Annotated in this window: 22 protein-coding genes; 7 read left to right on the top strand and 15 right to left on the bottom strand. The window is 45.8% G+C overall.

Annotated elements, in window-relative coordinates; all coding sequences use genetic code 11:
* Position 1: 1 nt before the first annotated feature.
* Both V1L65_RS21590 and V1L65_RS21585 read right to left on the bottom strand, forming a co-directional pair.
* Complete coding sequence (locus V1L65_RS21590) at positions 2-826, bottom strand: sugar phosphate isomerase/epimerase family protein (protein ID WP_331701331.1); 825 nt, start codon at positions 824-826, stop codon at positions 2-4.
* Positions 827-847: 21 nt separating this feature from the next.
* Entirely contained in the window at positions 848-1,168 is a 321-nt protein-coding gene (locus V1L65_RS21585; protein WP_331701330.1) for a cupin domain-containing protein, read from the bottom strand.
* Positions 1,169-1,212: 44 nt separating this feature from the next.
* Here V1L65_RS21585 and V1L65_RS21580 point away from each other — a divergent pair, with 44 nt between their 5' ends.
* Entirely contained in the window at positions 1,213-1,413 is a 201-nt protein-coding gene (locus tag V1L65_RS21580; protein ID WP_331701329.1) for a hypothetical protein, read from the top strand.
* Here the strand turns inward: V1L65_RS21580 and V1L65_RS21575 are convergent.
* From V1L65_RS21575 to V1L65_RS21555, 5 genes are all read right to left on the bottom strand, one after another.
* Entirely contained in the window at positions 1,407-2,537 is a 1,131-nt protein-coding gene (locus V1L65_RS21575) for a hypothetical protein (RefSeq protein WP_331701328.1), read from the bottom strand. The two genes, V1L65_RS21580 and V1L65_RS21575, sit on opposite strands and share 7 nt — an antisense overlap.
* A 54-nt stretch (positions 2,538-2,591) precedes the next feature.
* Positions 2,592-3,467 (bottom strand): carbohydrate ABC transporter permease, encoded by an 876-nt coding sequence (locus tag V1L65_RS21570; RefSeq protein ID WP_331701327.1) that lies wholly within the window; start codon positions 3,465-3,467, stop codon positions 2,592-2,594.
* A 15-nt stretch (positions 3,468-3,482) separates the two neighbouring features.
* Entirely contained in the window at positions 3,483-4,436 is a 954-nt protein-coding gene (locus V1L65_RS21565) for an ABC transporter permease (protein WP_331701326.1), read from the bottom strand.
* A gap of 141 nt (positions 4,437-4,577) precedes the next feature.
* A complete protein-coding gene (locus V1L65_RS21560; RefSeq protein ID WP_331701325.1) occupies positions 4,578-6,143 on the bottom strand; it encodes an extracellular solute-binding protein in 1,566 nt (521 codons plus the stop codon).
* A 636-nt stretch (positions 6,144-6,779) separates the two neighbouring features.
* Positions 6,780-8,288 (bottom strand): extracellular solute-binding protein, encoded by a 1,509-nt coding sequence (locus V1L65_RS21555; protein WP_331701324.1) that lies wholly within the window; start codon positions 8,286-8,288, stop codon positions 6,780-6,782.
* 160 nt (positions 8,289-8,448) lie between these two features.
* On the opposite strand from V1L65_RS21555, the gene V1L65_RS21550 reads away from it, so the two are divergent.
* Positions 8,449-10,752, top strand: coding sequence for an AraC family transcriptional regulator (locus V1L65_RS21550; protein WP_331701323.1), 2,304 nt, complete (start codon positions 8,449-8,451; stop codon positions 10,750-10,752).
* A 97-nt stretch (positions 10,753-10,849) separates the two neighbouring features.
* Here V1L65_RS21550 and V1L65_RS21545 read toward each other — a convergent pair whose 3' ends face one another.
* The 5 genes from V1L65_RS21545 to V1L65_RS21525 all read right to left on the bottom strand — a co-directional run bounded on the left by V1L65_RS21545 (position 10,850) and on the right by V1L65_RS21525 (position 15,963).
* Complete coding sequence (locus V1L65_RS21545) at positions 10,850-12,481, bottom strand: MDR family MFS transporter (protein ID WP_331701322.1); 1,632 nt, start codon at positions 12,479-12,481, stop codon at positions 10,850-10,852.
* A 5-nt stretch (positions 12,482-12,486) separates the two neighbouring features.
* Positions 12,487-12,927, bottom strand: a complete 441-nt coding sequence (locus tag V1L65_RS21540) for a MarR family winged helix-turn-helix transcriptional regulator (protein WP_331701321.1) — start codon at positions 12,925-12,927, stop codon at positions 12,487-12,489.
* Between the two features lie 285 nt (positions 12,928-13,212).
* On the bottom strand, positions 13,213-14,805 hold the full coding sequence (locus tag V1L65_RS21535; protein WP_331701320.1) for a polysaccharide deacetylase family protein: 1,593 nt from the start codon (positions 14,803-14,805) through the stop codon (positions 13,213-13,215).
* A gap of 257 nt (positions 14,806-15,062) precedes the next feature.
* The gene (locus V1L65_RS21530) at positions 15,063-15,596 is read right to left on the bottom strand and encodes a YceI family protein (RefSeq protein WP_331701319.1); all 534 of its coding nucleotides are present in this window, start codon (positions 15,594-15,596) and stop codon (positions 15,063-15,065) included.
* A 205-nt stretch (positions 15,597-15,801) separates the two neighbouring features.
* On the bottom strand, positions 15,802-15,963 hold the full coding sequence (locus tag V1L65_RS21525; protein WP_331701318.1) for a hypothetical protein: 162 nt from the start codon (positions 15,961-15,963) through the stop codon (positions 15,802-15,804).
* Positions 15,964-16,248: 285 nt separating this feature from the next.
* On the opposite strand from V1L65_RS21525, the gene V1L65_RS21520 reads away from it, so the two are divergent.
* The 5 genes from V1L65_RS21520 (at position 16,249) to V1L65_RS21500 (ending at position 19,965) form a co-directional block, all read left to right on the top strand.
* The gene (locus tag V1L65_RS21520; protein WP_331701317.1) at positions 16,249-16,860 is read left to right on the top strand and encodes a hypothetical protein; all 612 of its coding nucleotides are present in this window, start codon (positions 16,249-16,251) and stop codon (positions 16,858-16,860) included.
* A gap of 45 nt (positions 16,861-16,905) precedes the next feature.
* Positions 16,906-17,424 carry a hypothetical protein gene (locus tag V1L65_RS21515; RefSeq protein ID WP_331701316.1) on the top strand — a complete coding sequence of 173 codons (519 nt, stop codon included), beginning with the start codon at positions 16,906-16,908 and terminating at the stop codon, positions 17,422-17,424.
* A 285-nt stretch (positions 17,425-17,709) separates the two neighbouring features.
* Positions 17,710-18,375 (top strand): futalosine hydrolase, encoded by a 666-nt coding sequence (locus V1L65_RS21510; protein ID WP_331701315.1) that lies wholly within the window; start codon positions 17,710-17,712, stop codon positions 18,373-18,375.
* Between the two features lie 15 nt (positions 18,376-18,390).
* Positions 18,391-19,239, top strand: coding sequence for a 1,4-dihydroxy-6-naphthoate synthase (locus tag V1L65_RS21505; RefSeq protein WP_331701314.1), 849 nt, complete (start codon positions 18,391-18,393; stop codon positions 19,237-19,239).
* 147 nt (positions 19,240-19,386) lie between these two features.
* Entirely contained in the window at positions 19,387-19,965 is a 579-nt protein-coding gene (locus V1L65_RS21500; protein ID WP_331701313.1) for a beta-class carbonic anhydrase, read from the top strand.
* A gap of 835 nt (positions 19,966-20,800) precedes the next feature.
* Here V1L65_RS21500 and V1L65_RS21495 read toward each other — a convergent pair.
* The 3 genes from V1L65_RS21495 to V1L65_RS21485 form a co-directional block, all read right to left on the bottom strand.
* On the bottom strand, positions 20,801-22,471 hold the full coding sequence (locus V1L65_RS21495; RefSeq protein WP_442955712.1) for a glycerol-3-phosphate dehydrogenase/oxidase: 1,671 nt from the start codon (positions 22,469-22,471) through the stop codon (positions 20,801-20,803).
* Positions 22,472-22,610: 139 nt separating this feature from the next.
* The gene (gene glpK / locus V1L65_RS21490; protein ID WP_331701311.1) at positions 22,611-24,104 is read right to left on the bottom strand and encodes a glycerol kinase GlpK; all 1,494 of its coding nucleotides are present in this window, start codon (positions 24,102-24,104) and stop codon (positions 22,611-22,613) included.
* 18 nt (positions 24,105-24,122) lie between these two features.
* Positions 24,123-24,683, bottom strand: coding sequence for a glycerol-3-phosphate responsive antiterminator (locus V1L65_RS21485; protein WP_331701310.1), 561 nt, complete (start codon positions 24,681-24,683; stop codon positions 24,123-24,125).
* Positions 24,684-24,699: the final 16 nt, after the last annotated feature.

Genomic DNA, 24,699 nt, shown 5'->3' with positions numbered 1-24,699 from the left:
TTTAGGACCACTTTCTAGTTTGTTCCAAAAATGCTTTCGTTTCCGCCATTTGCTGCTCCTCCGCCACTTCCATAATAAGGTGCACCTGCGGCTTGTATTGATTAAGCAGCTTCATGTAAAGCTCATAGTTGAGCATGCCTTTGCCCGCCGTTGCCGTTGTAATAACGCCATCATCTCGCTGTATCCGGTCCTTGGCATGAGCTGCAATGATTCGGCTGCCAAGCAGCGCAAAAGCCTCTTCCATAACTTGATCCCGAGCTGAAAAGTTATGCTCATGCAGTAAATTACCCGCATCCATAACTACACCCAGCATAGAGGAAGGCACCTCCTCCAGCATGCTGGCCAGCTGCTCAGCTGTTCCGATCAAATGATCGTTAGCCGCTTCGATTCCGATAAGCACGCCCCAGCGTTCAGCTTCCTCGGCCAGCTGCTCCAGCACTTGCTTCATAACGAGCCAATCCTGTTCCGTATAATCCAATGATGGATTCACGCCTGTTTCAAAGGCAACTATAGGCGCGCCCATATAACGCGCATGGCGCAGCAGCTCCTTGAAACGAAGAATGTGAATGCGCCGCTGCTCCTCGTCTCTGTGAAACATATGTAAATAGCAGCCCAACACAGAAATCGAAACGCCCTGGCGGTCAAATTGCTCGCCTATATCCATTGCCAAGCCAGGGCTCAGCTTGCCCGGAGCAGAAAAATCAATATCGCTGACTGCCTTCCACAACGCCAGCTGCACATGCTTAAAGTCATGTGAGGCGACCTTAGCCGCCAGCTCCTTATAAGGCAGCCGCCCCATTAAATGAGCTAATACACCAATTGTCATGATGGATTCCTCCCCAATATTTTAATTTCCGCTCAGCAAATCCTCCCGCAGCGGCGTAAAGGCATCCAGCAGCACGCTCTGCTGCAGTGCAACAACGCCATGCCTTACTCCGCTTGGAATTACAATCGATTGGCCTGCTTCAATTATATGCGGCGTCCCATTCAGGCGAAATTCCAGCTTGCCTTCTATACAATAAGATAGCTGCTCATGAGGATGCTCATGCTCATAGCCTTCCGCACCTGCTTCGAATCGTACCTCCATCAGCATTAAAGATTGGCCTGGGGGCAATATTTTTCGAATTACGCCCGGCTCAGCCGGCTGCCACTGTCCGATTATATTCATAAATGTCATCTCCTTTGTTCTAAAGCTGGGCTTTCATTGCTTTCATGTACTCTATTATAGCTTGCTCCTGCTATTTTGGCATTCGAAAAACGAGCCAGCGGTGGGACAGCGAGCTGCAGCAGCATAACAATCGCGTTGCCGAATTGGTAGATGCCATGGCTGTACAGCGTGCTTTTCGCTTCTGGCGACAGCTTGCTGCCAGTAAGCGCCCGCTTCCCCTCAGTCTGCTTTATACTTTCTATTGACCTAATCTCTCAAAAAAATCCGAAGCCTGGACAGGCAGCTTTGCTTCCTCAAACCCAGCCAAGCGATAACACAATGAGCGAATAAGCAGCGCCTGTGTCGCTGCATTCATGTCCCCTTCTATCTTGCCAAGGCTCAAATAGACGGGCTTTGGCATAACGGGGTAACATTCACCCCGCTTTACCTGTGCAATATTCGGTGCTGCAGGAGAATGCGCAAGCTCTCGTGAAAAGCCGCCGTCCGCTCTAAGCAGCAGCCTCATATTATCCGTTGTCCTTTTAATAATAAATCGAAGCTCCTCCCGAGCTATCGCCGGCTTAATATAGGAAAGCAGATGAATCGGGTTGCGGATATAGCACATATCCTCCGCGCGTTCCTCCTGCAGTGCCCGCAATATGCTTGCGTAGATGTTACCCGCTCTTGGCATGCCTGCTTCAAAATGCTGATAAAACAAATGCAGCTTGAAGGTACCGGAAATTTTCACATAAAGCGAGCCGTCCCCCCATAGTCCTGTCTCCTTATCCTGCAGCTCTTCAAAATATTGCAGCGCCACATCTCTATACGCCTGCTCATCTCTGTGATCAAGCTGCTTCAAATAAACGGCCGAGCAGGAAAGCCGGTCACAGCCGCGCCAGCTATTGCTCAAATCAACGCTGCGCAGCCATTGACCATACGCTTCTGCAGACTTCATATATAGCGGAGCGCGGCCCTGGACATAGGGCAGCGGATAGCGCGCTTCGCCGCCAAGCTTGCGCAAAGCATTGATGCTGTAGCCGATTGCTCTTGAAACCATCACTTCATCTTCCCGCATGGCAGGCTGCTCATCCCAAAAGCAGCCCGTTGCCGCATCCTGCTTGCTGCATAAAAAATGTATCATCTGCTGTCGTACTGAATCAGGCATATCCCCAAGCAGCCCTAACCGTTCCATCATATTAACCGCCTGTGCCGTCGATTCGATATCCGGAACTGGAGCAGCCAGCTCTCTCGAGCTGGCCGCATAGTAAAAGCCCCCGCTTTTGCGGTCGAATTGCCGCGCCAGCCACGCTGGCAGCCCGCTAAACAGCTGATCCATCTTATGAAGCTCAGCAGCAATAAGCTGCTGCTGAGCGGAAGTATTATTATCCAAGGTGTATTGCTCCTTTCCCCTCTTCATCAGCCTAATGATGCTGGACGCTGACTGTTATCCCTTGATCGAACCCAGCATAGCTCCTTTGGCAAAATGCTTCTGCAAGAACGGATACACGACTAGAATTGGCAGGGTCGCTACTACAATAACTGCCATTTTAACCGTTTGCTCCGGCGGCGGAACGGAAGCATCAAGATCTGCGCTATAATCCAGACCGCTGGCAAGCACGACAATTTGGCGCAGCAGCACTTGAATCGGCCACATATTGCTGTCATTCAAGTACAGGATCGCACTGAGGTACGTATTCCAATACGTAACCGCGTAGAACAAGGACAAAGTAGCAATCGCTGGCATAGAGAGCGGCAGAACGATGCGGAACAAAATGCCGAAATCACTGCACCCGTCAATTTTAGCTGATTCCTCCAGCCCTTCCGGAATATTTTGAAAAAAGTTTTTCAAAATAATGAGATTAAAAGCACTGATCGTCGAAGGAATAATTAAAGCCAAATAGCTGTCAATTAAGCCTAGCTCACGCACAACGAGAAAGGAAGGAATCAAGCCGCCGCTGAACAGCATCGTAAAAACGACAAGAAACATAATAAAACCGCGGCCATCAAGGTCTCTTCGTGATAAGCCATAGGCCATAAGCGAAGTAACAAGCATGCTGAACAGCGTACCGAACAGCGTTACCCCAACTGACACGCCCATCGCTTTAAATATCGTGTTCGTTGAGAAAATAAATTTATAGGCATCCAGACTCCAAACCGTCGGAATCAAAATAAACTTTTTGACCGCCATCTCAGCGCTTGTCGTAAATGAACCTGCTACTATATGAATAAACGGGAGTACGGTTACTAGCGCAATGATCATGAGCAGCGTGAAATTGATGCCCGAGAACATTCGTCCTTTCCATGTCCGATCTTCAACCATGATAAGCAGCCTCCTTTAGTAGATGCCTTCCTCGCCCATCTTCTTGGCCAGCCTGTTGGCAAGCATGACAAGAATAAGACCGATAAAGGATTTGAAGAAGCCGATTGCTGTACTATAGCTGAATTGCCCTTGACGCAATGCCGCTGTATACACATACGTATCAATAATTTCGGCAACCTCGCGGTTCATAGAGTTAAGCAGCAAATAAACATGCTCGAAGCCCAGCTCAAGAACGTCTCCAATTTTCAAAATAAGCAAAATAACAATCACGCTGCGAATCGCAGGAAGCGTAATATGCCAAACCTGCCTCATTCTTCCCGCTCCATCCATGCGCGCTGCTTCATACAGCTGCGGATCAACCGATGCGATTGCCGCCAAATATATAATCGTTCCCCAGCCGGCCTCCCGCCAAATGACCTGTATAATATACATAGGCCTGAACCATTCGGTGCTCAGTAGGAAATTGATTTTTTCGAATCCAAGTAAAGCAAGCAGCTCATTAATAATACCGCCGTCCATCGTCAGCATAACGAAACTGATCGATACAATAATGACCCATGACATAAAATGCGGCAAATAGACCAAGGTCTGAAACAGCTTTTTGAAAAAATTCATACGTACTTCATTAAGCATCAACGCCAAAATAATCGGTATCGGAAAATAAAACAATAAATTCATGCCGAACAATAGCAGCGTATTCGTCAAGATATTAAGAAAATCAGGCTCTGTAAATAATCGGGTAAAATGCTTGAGCCCTACCCAAGGACTGCCGCTTATACCTCGAAACGGCTTATAATCCTGAAACGCGATAACAAGTCCAAACATAGGGATGTATTTAAAAATAATAAAATAAAAAATTCCTGGCAGCAGCATGATATAGAGCCATTTGTTTTTCCAAAGGCGTCGTTTCAATTCACTGCTATTGCGAGGCTCAGGCAACCTTTCACGCTCCATCGCTGCTTGTTGCATGTTTGCTCTTCCTTTCCAAGGGGAAATCGTTGCCGCAGCTTTGTGCTGCTTTTGCAAGAAAGGGCTGCCCTGCTTGCAGCAGCCCTATTGCACTTCGGCAAACTTTTTTATAGGGTCATTGCGCTCATTGCTTTTGCTTAATTACTTGCTGTATGCAGCGTTAAACTCCTCGATAATTTCCGCACCGCCGCGCTTTTTCCAATCCTCGACCGCTTTGTCATAGCCAGCTTTATCGAGAGTGCCGTACATATATTTGTAAGTCGCATCCTTGATCAGCTCTTGCAGCTGCGTGCCCTTCTCGGTATAAGTTGCAGAATCGAGCGGAGCAGTCGGGTCGTGAATTGCTATTTTTTCATTTTCCAAAATAAGCTCCTCTGCATGAATGCGCGCTGGCAGCTCGTGATAGCCTTCATACATGCCGTTCGTTTCAGGCTCGCCGATTACACTGTCCTTGAAGCCTTTAACCTCGCGCTCTGTAAGCTCTTGGTTTTCGGAAGCTTTCGCTTTGTTGTCTACAACTGTGTAATGTGTGCCTTCAATTCCCCAGTACATCAGATTAGCAACCTCTGCCGTCATAAGCTTATCAAAGAAGGCTAATATTTTTTTCAGCTCAGCCTCATCCTTCACTGCCGATTTCGGGAACAGCACGACATTGTTATAGCCTGGAATTGCCCAGGTGCCAAATTCGCCATTAGGGCCGGCAACCATGCTATGCGTTTCTACTACAGCGGTTGGAATATTTTTGACCAGATCCTTCTCCAAGGAGTTGACATCCTGCATCGATCCGATATAAACGCCTGCCTTGCCGCTTGTAAACAAGTTGACCTGGTCCGTTTTGCTCGTAGCTGCGAAGTCTACGTTCATTAGCTTGTTGTCGCGAATTTTTTTCATGAAATCCATCGTCTGCACATACTGCTCGAATTCAAATTCCGGCTTTAGCTGGCCATCCTGCTCTCCCCAATTGTTAGGCGTCCTAAACCATGAAGCCAGCGTTTTGAATGCGCCATAAATCAGATCATTGCGGTCTGCCAAGCCGATCGTATCATGGATACCGTTGTTGTCCGGGTCAGCATTCGTAAATTTATCAAGCATGTCGTACAGCTCATCTATCGTATTCGGAGCGCTCAGTCCAAGATGATCGGCCCAGTCCTTGCGGTAAATCATGCCCTGGCGTGCCAATGGCCGGCCAATATATAAGGAGTAGAGCTTGCCGTCTACTTTCGTGTTGTTTAAAATTTCCGCCTTCAGCTTGCTCAGATTAGGAAACTCGGACATGTACGGGCCAATTTCCCAAAACTGCCCATCGCGAATCGCTTCTTTCATTTGTACAAATGTTGCCTGGTTTTTCAAATAAGTAACCTGCGGCAACGAGCCTGTAGCGAATGAAGAGTTAAGCTTTTCTTCATAAGTATCCGCAGGGAAAAATTGATACGTAAGCTTGGTATTCGTTAACTTCTCCAGCTCGTTCTTAATCGTATCTGGCGGCGTTTCAGCAATATTCAGCGGAAGCATAATCGTAATTTCGGTCGGCTTCTCCGGCTCTGACGGCTTTGGCGTAGCTTGCGAGCCCTCATTAGTCGTTGTGCCGCCATTGCTTGCTCCGCCGTTACCGTTATTATTTGTCTTGCCGCCTGATCCACAGGCTGATAATACGAGAACTAAAGCGAGCATCGTGCAAAGAATCATTGTAAGCGATTTCTTTTTCATGTACCTTTGACCTCCATTTTCGTATCATTTGGTTTAGGAACACCCCAACAATAGCATCGCGTCTGCCAGTACCGAAACAATCATTTCTTCATTTTGGCGGCCGGACATGCTGTGTATGAGCTAATGATTACTTTGCGCTGCTATGACACCCGGCCTATTTCAGCAAGGATAAGCGGCTTCGCCGTCCTTCACAGTTGAAATCTTATACCTTCCTGCACTTTCAGAACAAAATCACCTATCGGTGACCTAACTTGCCATCATCGTGTACAAAGAACAAACGATGCGATGTTATTTGCGGTGCGGACATCCATGACCGTTAGAACCAAAAAAGCAGTCTTTTTGTTATGTATGCGGACACTTATGACCATTAGAAGAACATTCCGCCGAATTTTCTAGCTTTTTTCCCGCTAACGGACTTTTCTGTCCGCTAGAAAGTGGAAGTTGGCGAAATATGAGCGCTAATGGACATCAGTGTCCGCATTATTAGGATAAATTCGAGCTCGACATACTTATCCACAATTTTATCTGATGCATAATTTCCTAAACAACAAAAAAAGGCCAGCCATATTGGCTGACCTCATACAAAACGAACCCCACCGCTCCTCCAGCGCATACGCTGTTTACGAACTGCGCCAGTTATTTGCGGAGATAGGAATCAGTGTACTCCCGTATAATTTGCTGGCCGCCGTTTTTCTTCCACAGCTCAACTTGCTGGTAGAAGTCTTCCTTGTTCAGCTTGCCGAGAATATAATTGTACGTTGCATCAGAAATAATTTTATACAGCTCCAGACTTCTTTCATCATACGTTTTCGATTCCAGCCCAACCGCAGGATCTTTTACAATAAACTTATTGTTATCCTCGCTAAGTGCCTCCGCAAGCTCCCACATCGTTTCTTTTTCCGCGGCCTTTATTAAATTAGGATTGCTTATTTCCGCAAGAATTAATGCATGAAGTGCATTGACTTCCGTAGAGCGAAGCTGTGAGGTTTCCTCTGGCAGCTGCACCTTTTTATCCTGCACAGAATAATGCTTGCCTTCAATCCCGTACTTCATCAGATTGGCCACTTCTTTATCCATAGTCCGATCAAAAAAAGCGAGCACCTGCAGCAGCTCAGACTCTTCTTTAATCGCTTTTTTCGAGAATAAATATAAGCCGTTATAGTTTGGAATAGACCAAACCCGATAGCCCTGCGGCCCTTCAATCCGATTTACTAACGTGAATCGGGCTGCCGGATTAAACTGTCTGGCTTCATCCGATAGTCTTTGCACATCGGTCATGCTGCCTATATATATGCCCGCTTCGCCGCGAATCACTTTGTCTCTCTGCATTTCCTTGCTCGTTACAGGGAAGTCAAGGTTGATCAGCCCTTCATTATAAAGCCTCTTCATAAAATCCATCGTATCCATATATTGCGGCGTCTCAAATTCCGGAATAAGCGTTTGCCCTTCAATCTTCCAATTGTTGGGCGTGCCAAAATATGAGCTCAGCGTCTTGAATGCTCCATATATTAAATCATTGCGGTCAGCCAGACCGATCGTGTCCCGCTTGCCATTATTGTCGGGGTCATCGACGGTAAATCTTCTAATCACCTCATACAGCTCATCCAACGTTTTTGGCTCGCTGAGGCCCAATGCCTCCAGCCAATCCTTGCGGATAATAATGCCTTGCCTTGAGGACGGACGCTCTGTATATAACCCATAAATTTTGCCGTCTACCGCAGCTTGGTTCAAAATATCGTCGCTCAAATGCCGCAGATTTGGAAACTGCTCCAAATAAGGGCCGATTTCCCAAAACGAGCCTGACCGAATTTCATTTTTCATAAATATATAATCAGTATGCTTAACAAAAGTTACCTTTTTCATGGAGTTGGTTGTGATAGCTGTGTTCATCTTGTCAAAATAAATGCCGTCATTTACCCAATTAATATCAAGTGTTACATTCGTCAATTGCTGAAGCTGTTCCATTACCTCCTGACTAGGGGGATGAGGAAAATGCAGCGGTGCCATAATTGAAATATAAACCTTGTCATCCTGATTGCTTTTCATAGCCGATGAAGAGCAGCCCGTAATTGTCGCAGCCAGTAAAACCATCAGCAGCAGGCTTGGAAAAATAGGAAAAGCGAGCTTGGCATTGTTGCGCTTCATATGCAATCCTCCTTGAGTTTATAAGCAATTACAGACATAATCTAAGGTAATGATTATCCGTACTGCAGATGATTATTGCCCTAAATGTATGCGTTTACTACAATTACTCTAATGATTATACATGAGCTAATGATTACTTCCAGATGGGATGTTGAATGTCGTGCGATCACTTTCTTATCTTAGTAAATTGACCATATTCGGATTTCTGCTAAGCACACTGCCTGTCTTATTTATCGGTACGTTCGCTTATGTTACTTCATCCAAGGAAATTAAGCAAAACGTGAATCAAAGCAATTTGCAGCTGCTCATGCAAATCAATTCCAATGTAGAGCAGAAGCTGATCACTGTCAACCATACCTTTAACCAGGTACTTAATTCCACCGTGCTGAAAAAAGCGATGAACCAGCAGCTCTCAGCCGACCAGTTCATGCTTTATGACGACCTGCGCAACGAGCTGCGCCATATGCAATCCTTTGATACCAAACTGGAGGATGTTGTTCTTATCAACGAACGGTATAACTGGATGATTAAAAATTCCGGGCTGTACCCTTATGAGCAATACCCGTATAACGAGCAGCTTTCGGAGCTGCTGGAAAGCCCGGAAAACTCCTTCTGGACGCTGCTGCCTGCAGAGTGGTTTTATAGCGAGGAGCAAGGCCGCGGCGGCGCTGCCTGCGGCAATGTGATCAGCCTGGTCAAAAAACTTCCCGCTTCGGGTCTGGACAAGCATGGACTCGCTTTTGCGAATATTACAACATGCCAGCTGGAGCAGCTGCTTGAGAGCAAAGACAGCCAGCATTCGACGATGATGGTGCTTGATGACCAGCAGCGCATATTACTGCATCCTAATGCCGCGCTGATTGGCAAAACGGTTACGGCAAGCGGCTTAAGCGAGCAAAGCTGGGATAAAAGCTCCAACCAATTCCAAGCCACCATAGACCATAAAGAGTATTCTGTTTCCTATTTGCGCTCCGAGCTTAACGGCTGGGTATACGTCTCGATCACATCGATGTCCAGCATTATGAAGCACTCAAACAAAATAGGCTTATATACGCTCTATATTTGTTTAATTATGCTGGCATTGTCCATGCTGATCGCTTGGCTGGTATCCAGGCGCATGTATTCTCCGATTCAGCTGCTGCTCAATCAAATCGGCGAGCGTTTTACCGATATTAAAGCGAGGAAAACAGATGAGTTTCAAGCGATTGGCGAACGCGTACACTACTTGTTCCAATCCAAGCATAAGCTTGAGCAGGAAATGAGCCAGCATATCCAGCAGGTGAGCATCTTCTACTTGATGAAAGCATTGCAAAGCAGCGTCAAGGAGCAGGATATGACAGTGAAGCTGCGCCAATTCGGCTATGGCGAGCAAGTAGACAGCTGGAAGTCGATGGCAGTCATTACGATGCAAATCGATTTTCTAGAGGAAAGCCGCTATTCCAAAAATGATCTTGATCTGCTCTTGTTCGCTGCACACAATATTATCGATGAGCTTATCCCGAGCTCACAACGCTTGGAGTCCGTCATTATGGACCAAACCGTCATAATAATTTTTGGCAGCAGCCAAAGCGATGCCGCACTGTTCCACAATGAAATTTATGCGGTAACGGAGCATTTGCAGCAGCAGATCAGCGCTGTTTTGAGTGTGCAGACGAGTCTTGGCCTCAGCTTGCCGTTCCATTCTTTCTCACAAATAAGCACTGCCTATCGCGAAGGGCTAGAAGCGCTCAAGCAGCGAATCAAGCTTGGGCATGGCATTATTATTCAGTATGAGAATGTAGCAGCTGACAAGGCAAATCTGCAGCTGAACTATCCTTCTCACCTGGAAAATGAGCTTTTTGATGCGATCAAGCTTTCTGAGCAGGAGCATGCTTATGATTTGCTTAAGCAGCTGCTGCAAACTGTTTTTTCAGCCGAGCTGCTGCCGCATGAATACCAAATTCCTTTATCTCGTTTATTAAATAACATTATCATTATGATGCAGGAATCAGGCATCAGCGTCAGCCATGTTTATTCCGGCAGCAGCTCGCTGCCGGAGCAGCTGCTTCGCCTGCAGACGAAGACAGAAATCGAGGAATGGTTCCGAGCAAGCATCATGGAGCCGCTTATTCATATTTTCAAGGATAGGCAAGAAGCCCAATATCATAATATATCCGAAAAAATTATCGATTTGGTGCAGCATCATTACGATACCGATCTTACGCTGGAGGAATGCGCTTCAAGGCTTCATTATAATGCCAACTATTTAAGCAGCGTCTTCCGCAAGGAAACGAGCCATTCTTTCAGCGAATACTTGTCGATGTATCGGTTTAAAATGGCGCGGCAATGGCTCGTTGAGACAGATCTGCCCATTAAAGATATCGCAGCCCGGCTGCGCTATAACAACCCGCAAAACTTTATTCGTTCCTTCCGCAAGCAGGAGGGCATTACACCGGGGCAGTACCGGGAGAAGAAACGGGGTTAGGCACAAGGATAACAGCTCCGCCATCCTTTATATAGGCGAGTTCAAAAAAGATCGAGTCAAAGGGGATTCCCTCTGCTCGATCTTTTTCACTCGATTATTATGACTCAGAGCTCGCTGCGGTTTCTTTGCCGGATACAGCAGCTTTCGGCATTTTATCCTTGGCGGAACGCAGCGGTATTTCTTTAAGGAACAAGGCAATGACTACCGCGACAGCAGCTACGATAGCACCTGTAAGAAATGTAGTCGTAATGGCGGAGCTGAGCGTTTCGCGGAACATATCCAGCATTTTCTCAAATGCGGCCTGCAAATCAGGCGGCAAGCTTTTCATCGCCTCGGCTATTTTCGGCTGATCGAGCAGCTCCTGGGGATTAGCAAACAAGGCCAGTTTTTCTTTAAGCGCCGGATCCATCTGAGCTGCCGATTGGGCATTGGCGGAAGCCTGCTCAGTCATTCTTTTAGCCAGATTGGAGCTCATTACACTGCCCATAACAGCAATGCCGATTGTACCGCCCAAGTTGCGGAACAACTGAGAGGTCGCTGTTGCTACGCCCAGCATTTTCGGCGACACTGCATTCTGAACAGTCAGTGAGAACACTGGCATAGCGATACCGATGCCCAGCCCCAAAATAATCATATATCCTATAAGGTATCCAATTGAAGTATCTGCCTTCATAAAATACATAAGAACCATGCCGAGGGTCATAATGACCAAGCCGATTAATGCCATCTTTTTGTACTTCCCGGTCTTGGAAATCAGCTGTCCGGCAACGGCCGTCGTCACGAGCATCGCAACCGACATCGGCATTGCTACATAACCAGCCATTGTTGGTGATATTCCCTTTACCCCTTGCACGAATATAGGAACATATATGATTGCTCCCATCATACCTGCGTTCAAGAAAAATCCGACTAGATTTGAAACCGTAAATACGCTGTTCTTAAATAGACCTAGTGGAAGAACAGGGCTCTTTACTCTCAATTGCACCTGCATAAAAATAGCGAAAGCTGCTAATGCCGCTGCAAAAAGACCAATAATTTGCCACGAGGCCCAAGGATATTTCCCTTCTCCCTGGCCAGCCCATGAGAATGCAAGCAGCATAGGTACTATGGTCAAGGTAAGCAAAGCGGAACCCCAATAGTCAACGGATTCATTTTCCCGCTTAGCCGTCTTAGGAAAGTTGAGCATAATCAAGACGAAAGCAACGATGCCCAGCGGCAGGAAGATCCAGAATACCCAGTGCCAATCAAGATGATCGACAATATACCCGCCAAACAGCGGTCCCAGCACGCTTGACAGTCCAAATACAGCACTCATAACTCCTGTCCATTTGGCCCGTTCCCTGGGCTCATACAAGTCGCCTATCGCTGTAAATACCGTAGACATAATAACACCAGCGCCAGCGCCTTGGATTGCGCGGTAAGTAATCAGTTCAAATATGCTGCTTGAGAAGCCTGAAAGTAAAGCTCCGATCATAAATAAGCCGATTCCGGATAATATAAACGGCTTTCTCCCGTAAATATCAGAAAGCTTGCCCACTAGAATGGAGGCTACCGTAGAGGTAAGCAAATAAATCGTAATCGCCCAGGAGTAATAATCCATTCCGCCGAGCCTTGCGATAATTCGCGGCATCGCAATACCGATAATGGTCTGATTAATTGCTGCAAAAAATAATGCTGTTATAATCGCAATCATAATCGAAATTTTGCGTTTATCTGATAATTGCTCCATTCCTCCTACCCCTTTTCAATTTCGTTAATATTTTTTAAAATCTGCTCATAAATTCTCGTCAAGTGCTTTAAATCTTCATCCGATACACCTTCAAAAAATGATTTCACCACGCCTTTAATATCCATCTTGAGACTTTTTACAATCTCGCGGCCGGCTTCTGTAATTTCTAAATAAATGACACGGCGGTCCTCCTCATCACGCTTTCTCTCCGCATAGCCTGCGCTAATGAGTTTATCTGACAAGCTTGTCACGGCTCCGGGCGTAATTCCCAATTTTTCAGCCAATGCTGAAAATTTCTGCGGGCCTGCTGCATTCAATCGAAACAATATTGTTCCTTGTGAACTCGAAATGGTATGCTCCATTTTTTTCTGCCACGCTGCGCCTATTTTGCGCTGAAAATCTATATATAGCTCTTCAAATTCAGTAAGAATATGCTGCCTGGTCAAAACTAAACCTCCCATCCGCTCATAGTATACCCTCTATATTGTTTACCCACTAAAGTATTTATTCAGTATAATACGAAGTAATTTGTCCCGTCAAATATTTTAAATAATTTTTGTATTACATGAATAAACGGCTCCCCCGTCCTTGGACAGGTGCGTTTGCCGGCGAATTATAAGAACAAGTTTATAGTGAAAACTTATAAAGTCTTATAATTAAATAAAAAGCGCCAGCAAGCTGGGCGCCTTTTAATCGATATTATAATAAATATAATGGCTGTAAGGGTAAGGTTATTGGGCTGCAGGGACATTACGATAAACACGGCCGGCTTCAAAAGATAAATCCTCAGGATGCTGGTTAAACAATTCACTGACTGTAACAAATTCATAGCCCTGAGCCGTTAGTTTATCCATAATCGGGCCAAGCGCATCCGCTGTCGAGCTGTACAAATCGTGGAACAGAATCACTCCGCCGTCTTTAGCTCCGGCAAGCGCCGCTTTTATAACTTTATTTTTATTTCTATGCTTCCAGTCCAGCGTGTCAACCGACCACATCATAATCGGCAATTGCGCAGCGGCGATTACGATATCGTCGTATGCGCCGTATGGCGGCCTGACTGTGCCGGGCCATATGCCTACTGTATCATAAACAGCCTGCTGTGTTTTAAGCAGCTGTTCTTCAATTTCTTTTTCTGTCAGCTTTGTCAGCTCGGAATGGTTCCAGGAATGATTGCCGATTTCATGGCCTTCGTCCACCATTCTCTGCATTATTTCCGGATAGTATTGCACCCGGTTGCCAAGCACGAAAAAGGTAGCCTTTCCGCCTTTCTTTTTCAAAATATCCAATATGACCGGCGTTACCTTTTTATGGGGACCATCATCAAAGGTGAGCGCAATTTTGCGCTTCGGTTCTGCTGCAACCACAGGTGATGCTGAAGGCGGCACCGCCGTTTCCGCTTCACCCTCCGAAGGCTCCGTACCTCCAGGCTTTATAGAAGGCTTCTGTACGGCAGCGGGGGGTGTCGGCTCATATGGGACATAGTTTGCTTCCCATTTGTCATTCCATTCCACATACGGGACAGAAATTGTGTGAATCCCTGCCGTTCTGGCAGCAAGCTGGTACCAATCAAAATAAAAAATCAACTCATGATCGGTTAAAATAAACGTCTTGAAATTATCAGGCTCGGGAGCCATCTCCTCTTCCAGCCGCTGCGGATCATAATAATCGTCGAGCTGGCCTGTTTGGATTACTTTTTGCCGGCAATAATGTGAAAGATCATGTAAATAGTTAGAATCGGCTTTAAAAATATCCTCTAATTGAAGCAATTTGTTTTGTTCTAAGGAAATATTTACAGAAAACAGATTGACCTCTTGATTAGCACCTCCGAAAAATTTATTTTCAGTAAACAGCACTGCAATATATTTTTCCGATAAAAATTTAATTTCATATTCAATCAGCAGCTCGGGAATGACTTCCTCGCCTATTTTGCTGTGTGCTTCTATCAGTTCGGTTTTATATACATCGATACGCTCATCGAGCAGCGCTCTAATCGACTGATCGATGTCTGGCCGCGAAAGCAGCGGATAGTGTACGGCATGATGGTAATGCTCCTGCCAGTCAATATCGGAAACGATGTCCAGCTCAGGATAATTCGCATGTTTTCCGATAACAATCCCTGTACTAGGATGTTCACTTGCCGGAGGCAATGCAGGCGTCTTAGCAGGCGCTGCAATAACAGGTGTTGCAGACGGCTCATTTGCAGTTGTGCTAGAGCAAGAAATAAGCAGCAGCGAGAACAACAAGCACAGCATACGCATATATTTCATAACAGACTTCCTCTCTGCTGTAAATAACATAAAACTAGAGGCTTTTGCCTTATTCATAATGAATCGACAGCCTCACTATTATCCTACTGCTTTTCAAATGAAAACAGCAAGTACTTTTACAGTAGAAGAGTACATAAACTTACAAGAAGAAACGCGGCGCGTCCTTGGCTAAGGATGTGCCTCTTCTCGGTGGAATATAGGTATAGGTATAATGTGAAAACTTATACTTGCCTATATTACAAAAAACAGCCAGTGACAAAACAGTTCGTTTTGCCAGCTGGCTGCGTTTAAAAGGATCTGCTTATTTCATTGCATTATTGAGCGCGCGAAGCTTCAATATCTAGCGAGACTGCAACATCATCGCCAATCAGCACTCCGCCTGTTTCTAGCACAGCATTATAGGTCAAGCCATAGTTACTGCGTTTTAAAGATCCTTTCACGCTAAAGCCTACTTTTTCATTACCCCAAGGGTCTTTGCCCGCACCTTCAAACACAACTTTGAACGTTTCGGAATGAGTAACGCCACGAAGTGTTACATTGCCCGTTACATTGTATTCGTCATCGCCTGTTTTTGTAATGGACGTCGATTGGAAATCCATTGTCGGATATTTCTCAATTTCAAAAAAGTCTGCAGAACGAAGATGCGCATCGCGGTCATTATTTCTCGTATCTACACTGTTCAAATCAATGGAAAACGCAATATCCGCTGTAGTCAAATCGAAAGGATCTGCTTCAATTTTTGCTTCAAACTCATGAAACAAGCCCTTTACTTTAGCGATCATCATGTGACGAACTGAAAATTCAATTGCGGAATGCGCTACATCTACTGCCCAAGCTGATTTTGTCATTATTATTGCCTCCTAGATTTTATATTCAAGTTAATTACTAACTTTTTTATATTAAATAACATATATATAGTTTATCAATTTTATTTCATTTGTCAATACCTTACTTTTATATAATTAAAAAGCTGTCCTCTTGGCCATGCGACTAGGCAAAGGGAGCAGCTTTCATCTTTTCCTTATAACATAAAATCTATGTTTATAATTGCTTTTATTCCTGATCATCTTCTTCATCGTCATTATCATCTGCATCATCTTCTACGTCTGCTTCATCTTCCACTGAAGCTGCTGCTTCCTCCAATTCTGCGTCAAGCACTAGCTCGATTTCTTCCTCTTGGGATTGACTTACTTCATCGTTCAGTTCTTCACTCATATATGTCACCTCCCTGTCCTATAATAATTTAATTGTATCTTTTTCATCATTTGCCGCAAGAGGTGTAAATTGTCGCTTTATAAGAAGTAATCTCGCATTATGCAGACTGGCGGTTTTGCAACCTTTTAAACCCGACTGAAGTCTAGGATTAGTTGAGACCAGCGACGGTATCTAATACTTTCAGCAAAAGGTACGATGAATTATAATAATAGTACATAAATTTTAGTGCCGGCTGTTTTATTTGAATTTAAAGGTTTACTATTATATTAAAAAGGAGGATTGTACATGTACCCTGTATGGGTGAGTCTGGAACGAACCGCATTTATCGGCTTTATCCTTATTAGCTGGTACGCAAGCTTTAAAGCTACAAAATTGCATCTTAGCCAACATGAAAAGGAGCTTTTTGAAAGAGCTCGTAAATTATACAATCTGCTTGGAAGTTTGATTTTTCTTTCTTTAATTGTAGTCATTACGAATCTGACCCTGCATTGGCCGGTGTACACATCCTTTGATGTACAGCTAGTTGTGCTACGAATTTTTTGTATGCTGGTTCCGATATTAATGCTTTGGATGCTATCTCGCCCCAAGCTTGCCATGCTGATGAAGCGCACGTCATCGCAGACCAAGCAATCACTGGACACTGCGCGCAGACGTCACGCTACCCATCCTGATCTTGCAGCTCCGTTTCAGCTTGCGGCGTTAGGATCATCTGCCACTGCCATTTGCAATATTATTCCTACCGCTACGTTTACGTGGCGCGACAGCTTTATCGCAATGGCTATCATCATTATCGCAGGCATTATTATTTGGTTTATGCAGCATAGAAATAGCGAAGTCGCAACAGCTGCCGGCGATTATATGGCTAATCATGAGGAAAGGCTGCGTCATCGCTTTTAGTGAATTTAAAAAAACTTATGAATGAACTGAATTGGAGAGTGTACGATGAAACCATCAGCCATTGCCGGAATCGTTTTGCTTGTGCTAGGCTTACTGCTGCTGATTGCAGGAGATGAATTTGGACCAAGCTCATTTTTCTACTATTTCTGGCCTGTTATGTTTATTATGCCAGTAGGCGTGTTTTTTCACTGGTTGTACTTCCAAGCGCTGCAGCGGCGTGGGATCGGCCTGCTGATCCCTGGCGGCATTCTGCTTACCGTAAGTCTTGTATGCCAGGTATCCATGCTGTTCGACAGCTGGAAATATATGTGGCCTGGCTTTATATTAGCACCAGCCGTAGGGCTTCTTGAGTTTTACTGGTTCGGCAATCGCAATCGCTGGCTGCTGCTTCCAGTCGTTATCCTTACATCGCTTGCGGTTATATTTTTCTTTGTTTTCTCGGTAGGCTATTTGCTGCAATCCGTTTCCGGATTCCAGCCATATATTGCAATTGTGCTGCTTATATGTGGCGCTTCCTTACTGTTTTTTAACAAGACAAAGCGGCCTCGACGTCCTTACTTGTAATCGCACAGATGGAAGTTTATATGATACACTGTAAAAACAGCTTGCTTGCCAAGCTGTTTTTTTGAATTATAAGACTTTATAATTTTCACTATAAAGTTCTTATAATTGACCGGTAAATACGCCTAACCAAAAGACGGCGGAGCCGCTTATCCTTGCAATGCAGCCGGCCATTTATCGCCAAAACATATTGTCGTACCAATCCCACAATGCTATTATCATGTTCAACAATAGATGATTGTAAGATCTGTACATCATACCTAATTTTAAAAACAAAGGTGAAGCTATATGAATCCAACTATATTAGTTGTCGTTGCAGTTGAAGCTGAAAGAGCAGCCGTGCTGCAAGGCCTGTCGGAGCAGGCTCCAATCAAGGTTATTACTTGCGGCGTCGGGCCGGCAGCTGCTGCTGCTGCAACTGCCATGGAGCTAGCCGGCGGCGGTTCCTACCAGCTTGTAATAAGCGCAGGTATTGGCGGCGGCTTTCATCCTCAGGCTGCTATCGGCAGCCTTGTCGTTTCAAGCTTGATTGCAGCCGCTGATCTGGGGGCAGAATCAGCGGACGGGTTTATTACAATTGAACAGCTCGGTTTTGGACAATGCAGCATTCCAGCAAGCGCCTATTGGAGCGAAGCCATTTACCGCAAGCTTCAGGCTGCAGCGCTGCCCTCCTGTATCGCTCCTATTATTACGGCAGCAACAGCTACAGGCACCTCAGCGACCGCCGCTGCTCGTCTGCAGCAAACACCAGGCGCTGCCGCGGAAGGAATGGAAGGGCATGGCGTTGCTACTGCAGCTCAGCTGCGGAATTTGCCAATAGTAGAGCTAAGAGCTATTTCCAATGCCGTAGGCCCGCGCGATCGCGACGCATGGAGAATTAAAGACGCGCTTGCAGCTTTAGAAGCTGCTTTTCGCGCCATCGAACCATTATGTATAACAGAACAAACGCCATAAGGAGCGAATACGGTTATGAACATTGCTTACTCGCCTTGCCCGAATGATACGTTTATATTTCATGCTTGGGCGCACGGTCTCGTTAAGGATGCCCCTGAGCTTCAAGTCACATACGCAGATATTGATATTACAAATCATCTTGCCGCACGCTGCGAAGGTCCTGAGGTAATGAAAATTTCCTATGCAGCTCTGCCGCATGTACTCAAAGACTACGCTTTATTGCCATGCGGCGGCGCTCTAGGCAGAGGCTGCGGCCCTCTGCTGCTAACAAAGGAGACGCCATCTGAACAGAGCCATATACACGACGGCGCTATGCTGCAGAGGAAACGAATCGCAGTGCCAAGCGAGATGTCTACAGCATATATGCTCTTTAGGCTATGGGCTTCCACTAATATACCCGGTGGAGTAGAAGAGATTATTGTGATGCCTTTTCATGAAATTATGCCGGCTGTGCAAGCAGGCAAGATCGATGCAGGGCTCGTCATTCATGAAGCCCGCTTTACGTACTCGGCATATGGTCTGCATATGCTTGTCGATCTTGGCAGCTGGTGGGAAAGTGAAACGGGGCACCCTATTCCGCTTGGCGCTATAATTGCAAAACGGTCGCTAGACAGGGAAGCTATAGCTGCACATATTCGCGCCTCCCTGCAGTATGCCTGGGACAATCCCGAGGCATCGCAAGCTTATGTGATGGAGCATGCGCAGGAGCTATCTTCGGAAGTAGCCGCGTCCCATATTAAGCTTTATGTTAACGAGTTCAGCCTTGACTTGGGGGAAGAAGGCTTTGCGGCTATAACAACACTCTTTTCCGGAGCTATCCGCGAAGGCTTGATCCCTGATTTTGATTTTAATTTACTGCGCTGACGAAAGCTGTAGGCTGGGGCCATTTTTAAAAGGGCAATACAGGAAGTTTTGGGATCCCTCTTTAATAATTCTCAAAAGCTTCATTTGACTATAAGTGACAATAGTTGAATAATAAGAAACAGGGTAAAGTTTAAAGGAGGATTTTGAATGTCAATTGTTCCGCGTCTCCTGGAATTCAACAAAAAATTTGTCGAAGAAAAAAGATATGTCGACTATATAACGGACAAGTTCCCGGATAAAAAAATTGCCATATTAACGTGTATGGATTCTCGATTGTTCGAGCTGCTGCCTAAGGCGCTTAACTTGCGTAACGGCGATGCGAAATTTATAAAAAATGCCGGCGCAATTCTTACACAGCCTTTCGGTAGTGCGATGCGCAGCATCCTTGTTGCCGTCTACGAGCTGGGCGCCAAAGAAGTGCTCGTCATAGGCCACCATGAGTGCGGTATGACAAACCTAGATACGCAAGGCATGATCAGCAAATTTACCGAATATGGAATCGAGCCGTTAGCTATTCAAACCTTGGAAAATTCAGGTATTAGAATGGAACGCTTCCTGCGCGGCTTTAGCAGCGCCGAGGAGGGCGTCATGCATAGCGTTAAAATGATTCGCAATCATCCACTGTTTCCTAAAGTTATTCCTGTCCATGGATTCGTCATTCATCCCGAAACAGGCGAGCTCGAGGTTATAGTAGAAGATTATCGTGAAGAAGCAACCCAAGAGTAATCATTCCTTACTATTATTAGCAAAGAGCTGTCTCAAATGTAAATGCAATGCTGCTAGGGGACAAGCCTTAACAGGCAAAACAGAAAAGAAACGGTTCGTCCTTAGTATGGATGAACCGTTTCTTTTTGGAATATAAGAATAAGCCAGGCTGTCGCCGCATCAAAACAGCCAATTGTATATGAAATTTCATATAGAATCGGTCGGTGCCACCTCAAAACGACCAAATGTATATGAATTATCATATACAATTCGCAGAAATGCCAAAAAACACATTTGTGTATGAAATTTCATATAGAATCGGTCGGTGCCACCTCAAAACAGCCAAATGTATATGAAATTTCATATACAATTCGCAGAAATGCCCCAAAAAACACATTTGTATATGAAATTTCATACAGAATCGGTCGGTGCCACCTCAAAACAGCTTTTAGTGACCACATTTTGTGATACAAAGGTTTTTTCGACAGCCTGACAAGCGAAATTTACTACATATGCGGATTTCGCAACTTGTGAGGAAAAAGCATCCGTAACTTGGACAGACGTTCCGCTATTGTGCTTAAATAGCTTGATTTGCTAGGCAATAGTGACAGACGTTCCGCTATTGCACCAAAAATACATCGCAAAAGCCGAAAAATGAGTCGATAACGGAATGTGTGTCCGCGAAATTTCAAAAACAGCATTTTTAGGGCAAATAACGGAACGTGTGTCCAATCTCCTCCACATGCAAGCTCTGCAAGCATTGCAAGCTCCACAAGCATTGCAAGCAATGCAAGCAATGCAGGTCCCTCACCGTAAAAAGCTCAGTGTATAATTATTTTGATGATTATTTAGATGATTATTTAGCCGGGTTCACAGCATCGTGAATAGCTTCGTTAAGCTCATCTGTAAATAAATGCTTTTGCTCGCCTGACCACTCGAAATGATCGGACATCGCTTCAATAACAGCTGCCGCATATTGGCGAACCTGATTAATATTGAAGAAGAGATCTCCAGTTCTTCTTATAAAGAAATCAACCGGTTTTACTGTCATTTCATTACGAATCGCATAGTAAAGCTGCAAACTGACGAGCGGAGATAAATGGAACGGCTGACCCCATGCTGCTGCCTCAGCTGCCTTCTCCAGCATGCCGCTCACATTAGAGCCATAGCGCCCTGCCAAAAATTCCGATTCTTCCGCCGTAAAGCCGTAATTCTGGCCTAAAGCTCTGTATTTTTGGATAAAGGCCGGCAGCTGCCTGGAGCCCCCGATATCACCGCCGGACATAGGAATATCCTTAGTTACGCATGAAGAGTAGGCTGCGCCCAGCCCTTCGCTGTTCATAATAGAAATAACCTTGTCGACGACTGTTTCAGCCATCTTTCTATACCCTGTTAATTTGCCGCCAGCTATCGATACAAGTCCGGATGGCGATACAAAAATTTCATCTCGACGCGATATTTCGGAAGGATCCTTGCCTTCCTGCTGAATAAGCGGGCGAAGTCCAGCCCAGCTGGACTCGACGTCAGCAGCCTTAAGCTTAAGGCTTGGAAACATATCGTTAGCGCATGCGAGCAAATAAGTCCGATCCTCTTCTGTCATAACCGGATGAGCAATATTATCGCTGTAATTGGTGTCTGTCGTGCCTAAATAGGTTTTGCCGTCGCGCGGAATAGCAAATACCATCCGCTTATCGGCTGTATCAAAGTAAATCGCCTGTCTTAGCGGGAATTTTTGCTGACTGAACACAAGATGCACACCTTTAGTAAGACGAAGCGTTTTTCCTTGCTTCGATTTATCCAGCTCCCTTACCTTATCAACCCATGGTCCGGTGGCGTTCACGATTTTGGTTGCATTAATCTCGTAGGATTGACCGTCGATTTGATCTTGAACAACTGCGCCAATTACTTTGCCGCCACTGTCATAGCGAAGCGAATCTACCTTGGCATAATTGACTGCAATTGCGCCATACTCCGCCGCCTTCTTCATGACCTCGATCGTCAAGCGGGCGTCATCCGTACGATACTCCACATAATAGCCCCCGCCCTTCATGCCTTCTTTTTTCAGCAGCGGCTCCATTTTTTGCGTTTCAGCGGTACTAAGCATTTTACGTCTTTCCTGCTTTTTCACGCCTGCTAAAAAGTCATATGCACGCAAACCGATTGACGTTGAAAAAGGTCCGAATGTTCCGCCCTTGTAAAGCGGCAGCAGCATCCATTCCGGAGTTGTGACATGCGGCCCATTCTCATATACTACCGCTCTTTCCTTGCCAACTTCAGCAACAACGCCGATTTCCAGCTGCTTCAAATAGCGCAGGCCGCCATGAACAAGCTTGGTCGAGCGGCTGGAGGTGCCTGCAGCAAAGTCCTGCATTTCCACCAGCGCTACCTTGAGCCCCCTTGCCGCCGCATCGAGCGCAATGCCTGCACCCGTAATTCCGCCCCCTATAATAAGCAAATCCAGCGGCCCCTGCTCCATTCGTTTGAGCAAAGCCTCTCGATTATTGGCACTAAAACTTGCTTGATTCATATGACTCATCTAATGACCTCCCTTAGTATTAAACAAAAAAGAAACCACTATAACCGCTTCAATTCTCACAGAAAGAAGCGGTTACGGTGGTTTCTCCAATTCTCCAACCGAATATTAACTTAGTTCTACTTTAGCACAACTATGATACAAAAGCCATAGCGGCTTTTACGGCTCGCTGCCAGCCTTCATAAAGCTGTTTATATTTTTGCTCCTCTTCCGAAGGGATGAATGTTTTGGCGACCGCGCGCATGCTCGCAATTTCCGCCTTATCCTTCCAGAAGCCCACAGCCAGGCCTGCTAAATAAGCAGCCCCTAAGGCGGTCGATTCATTGCTTTGCGGCCGAACAACCGGAACGCCTAGCAAATCGCTTTGGAATTGCATAAGCAAATTGTTAGCGACTACCCCGCCGTCAACATATAGCGATTGCAGCTTCAATCCGGCTTCGGCTTCCATAACCGCAAGCACATCCTTGGATTGGTACGCAAGCGATTCCAAAACAGCCCTTACAAAATGCGAACGGTTCGTACCGCGTGTCAGGCCGAAAACAGCTCCTCGGACATCGCTGTTCCAATACGGGGTGCCAAGCCCTACAAATGCAGGTACAACATACACGCCTTCCGTTGATTCCGCCTGCGCTGCCAGCTCTTCCGATTGCGCTGCTGATTGAATCAGCTCCAATCCTTCCTGTAGCCAGGTTATGGCTGCGCCCGCAACAAATACACTGCCCTCCAAAGCATATTCCAGCTTGCCGTCTACTTCCCAAGCGATCGTTGTAAGCAAGCCCTTATCCGACATTATGGCCTGATCACCCGTATTCATCAGCATAAAGCAGCCGGTTCCGTACGTATTTTTAGTATCCCCTTTATGATAAGCAGTCTGCCCAAACAAAGCAGCCTGCTGATCGCCGGCAGCGCCTGCTATTGCAACTGGCTCGCCGAATATGCTTGCTTCGGTCATGCCATAAACTTCTGAGGATGAACGCACCTGCGGCAGCATACATGCAGGAATGTCCAATACCTCCAGCAATTGATCGTCCCAGCTGCGCTTGTGAATATTAAACAGCATCGTCCGGGAAGCGTTGGAAACATCGGTAATATGAACCTTACCGCCAGTTAGCTTCCAAATAAGCCATGTATCAATCGTTCCAAAAAGCAGCTCTCCACGCTTTGCTCTTTCTTCAGCTCCATCAACATGCTGCAGCAGCCACTTAATTTTTGTGGCAGAGAAATAAGGATCAATAAGCAAACCGGTTCGCTCATGAATAAGCTTCTCGTAACCGTTTTCTTTTAACTGCTCACAAATATCAGCTGATTGTCTCGATTGCCACACGATCGCAGAATGAATGGGCTTCCCTGTCGCTTTATCCCAAATAACCGTCGTCTCGCGTTGATTTGTAATGCCTATCGCGGCAATTTGCTGCGCCTTAACCGCTACTTTTCCCGTTAATTCGGCTAGAAGGGATTGCGAAGAATGCCATATTTGCTCAGCATCGACCTCAACCCACCCCGGCTCTGGATAGCTGAGCTTTAATTCCTGCTTCACCATCTCGACAATGCTTCCTTTTTTGTCCACCAGCATAGCCCGCGTACTAGTTGTGCCTTGGTCCAGCGTTAAGATATAGTTTTCGTTCACTTATTCACTCACTCCTTATTATTTCCAATTTCTCCATAGTTCTTTTCTAGATGTTGTAATAGCCGTAGCGCCGGCATCCAATGCCTGCTGCACATGCTCGTCTGTTCGAATAAGGCCGCCTGCAATAATCGGTATTCCGCTGCGCTCCTTTACCTCAGTAATGACATCTGGAATAACGCCTGGCAGCACCTCGATAAAATCCGGCCGCTGCTTCTCCAGCATCGTATAGCTTCGCTCCATCGCATCCGAATCGATAAGGAACAGACGCATAATGGCGATCAAGCCATTTTTTTTAGTCCGGCTTATTACACTTGCACGGGTAGATATAATGCCGGCAGGCTGAATTGTTTGGCATAAATACTCAGCAGCATACTCGTCATTTTTCAGGCCGTCTATTAAATCCGCATGCAGCAGCACTTTCTTGCCATGCTGCTTTGCCAGGTCAACGGTAGGCTTCAGCTGTCCCAAGTGACCGCCAAGCAGCACCATATACGAAAAAGGGGAGGCCAAAATAGCCTCCACATCCTTTAATTTATTCGTAGCTGGCAATACCCGCTGTCCGCCTAAAAATATCGACATGATTTGCCACCCCCGC

Origin of the sequence: Paenibacillus sp. IITD108, assembly GCF_036541265.1 — a bacterium.
In the GTDB taxonomy this organism is placed as follows: Bacteria; Bacillota; Bacilli; order Paenibacillales; family Paenibacillaceae; genus Pristimantibacillus.
Note: the sequence above shows the minus strand (reverse complement) of the source record. Positions and strands in the feature narration are given on the sequence as shown.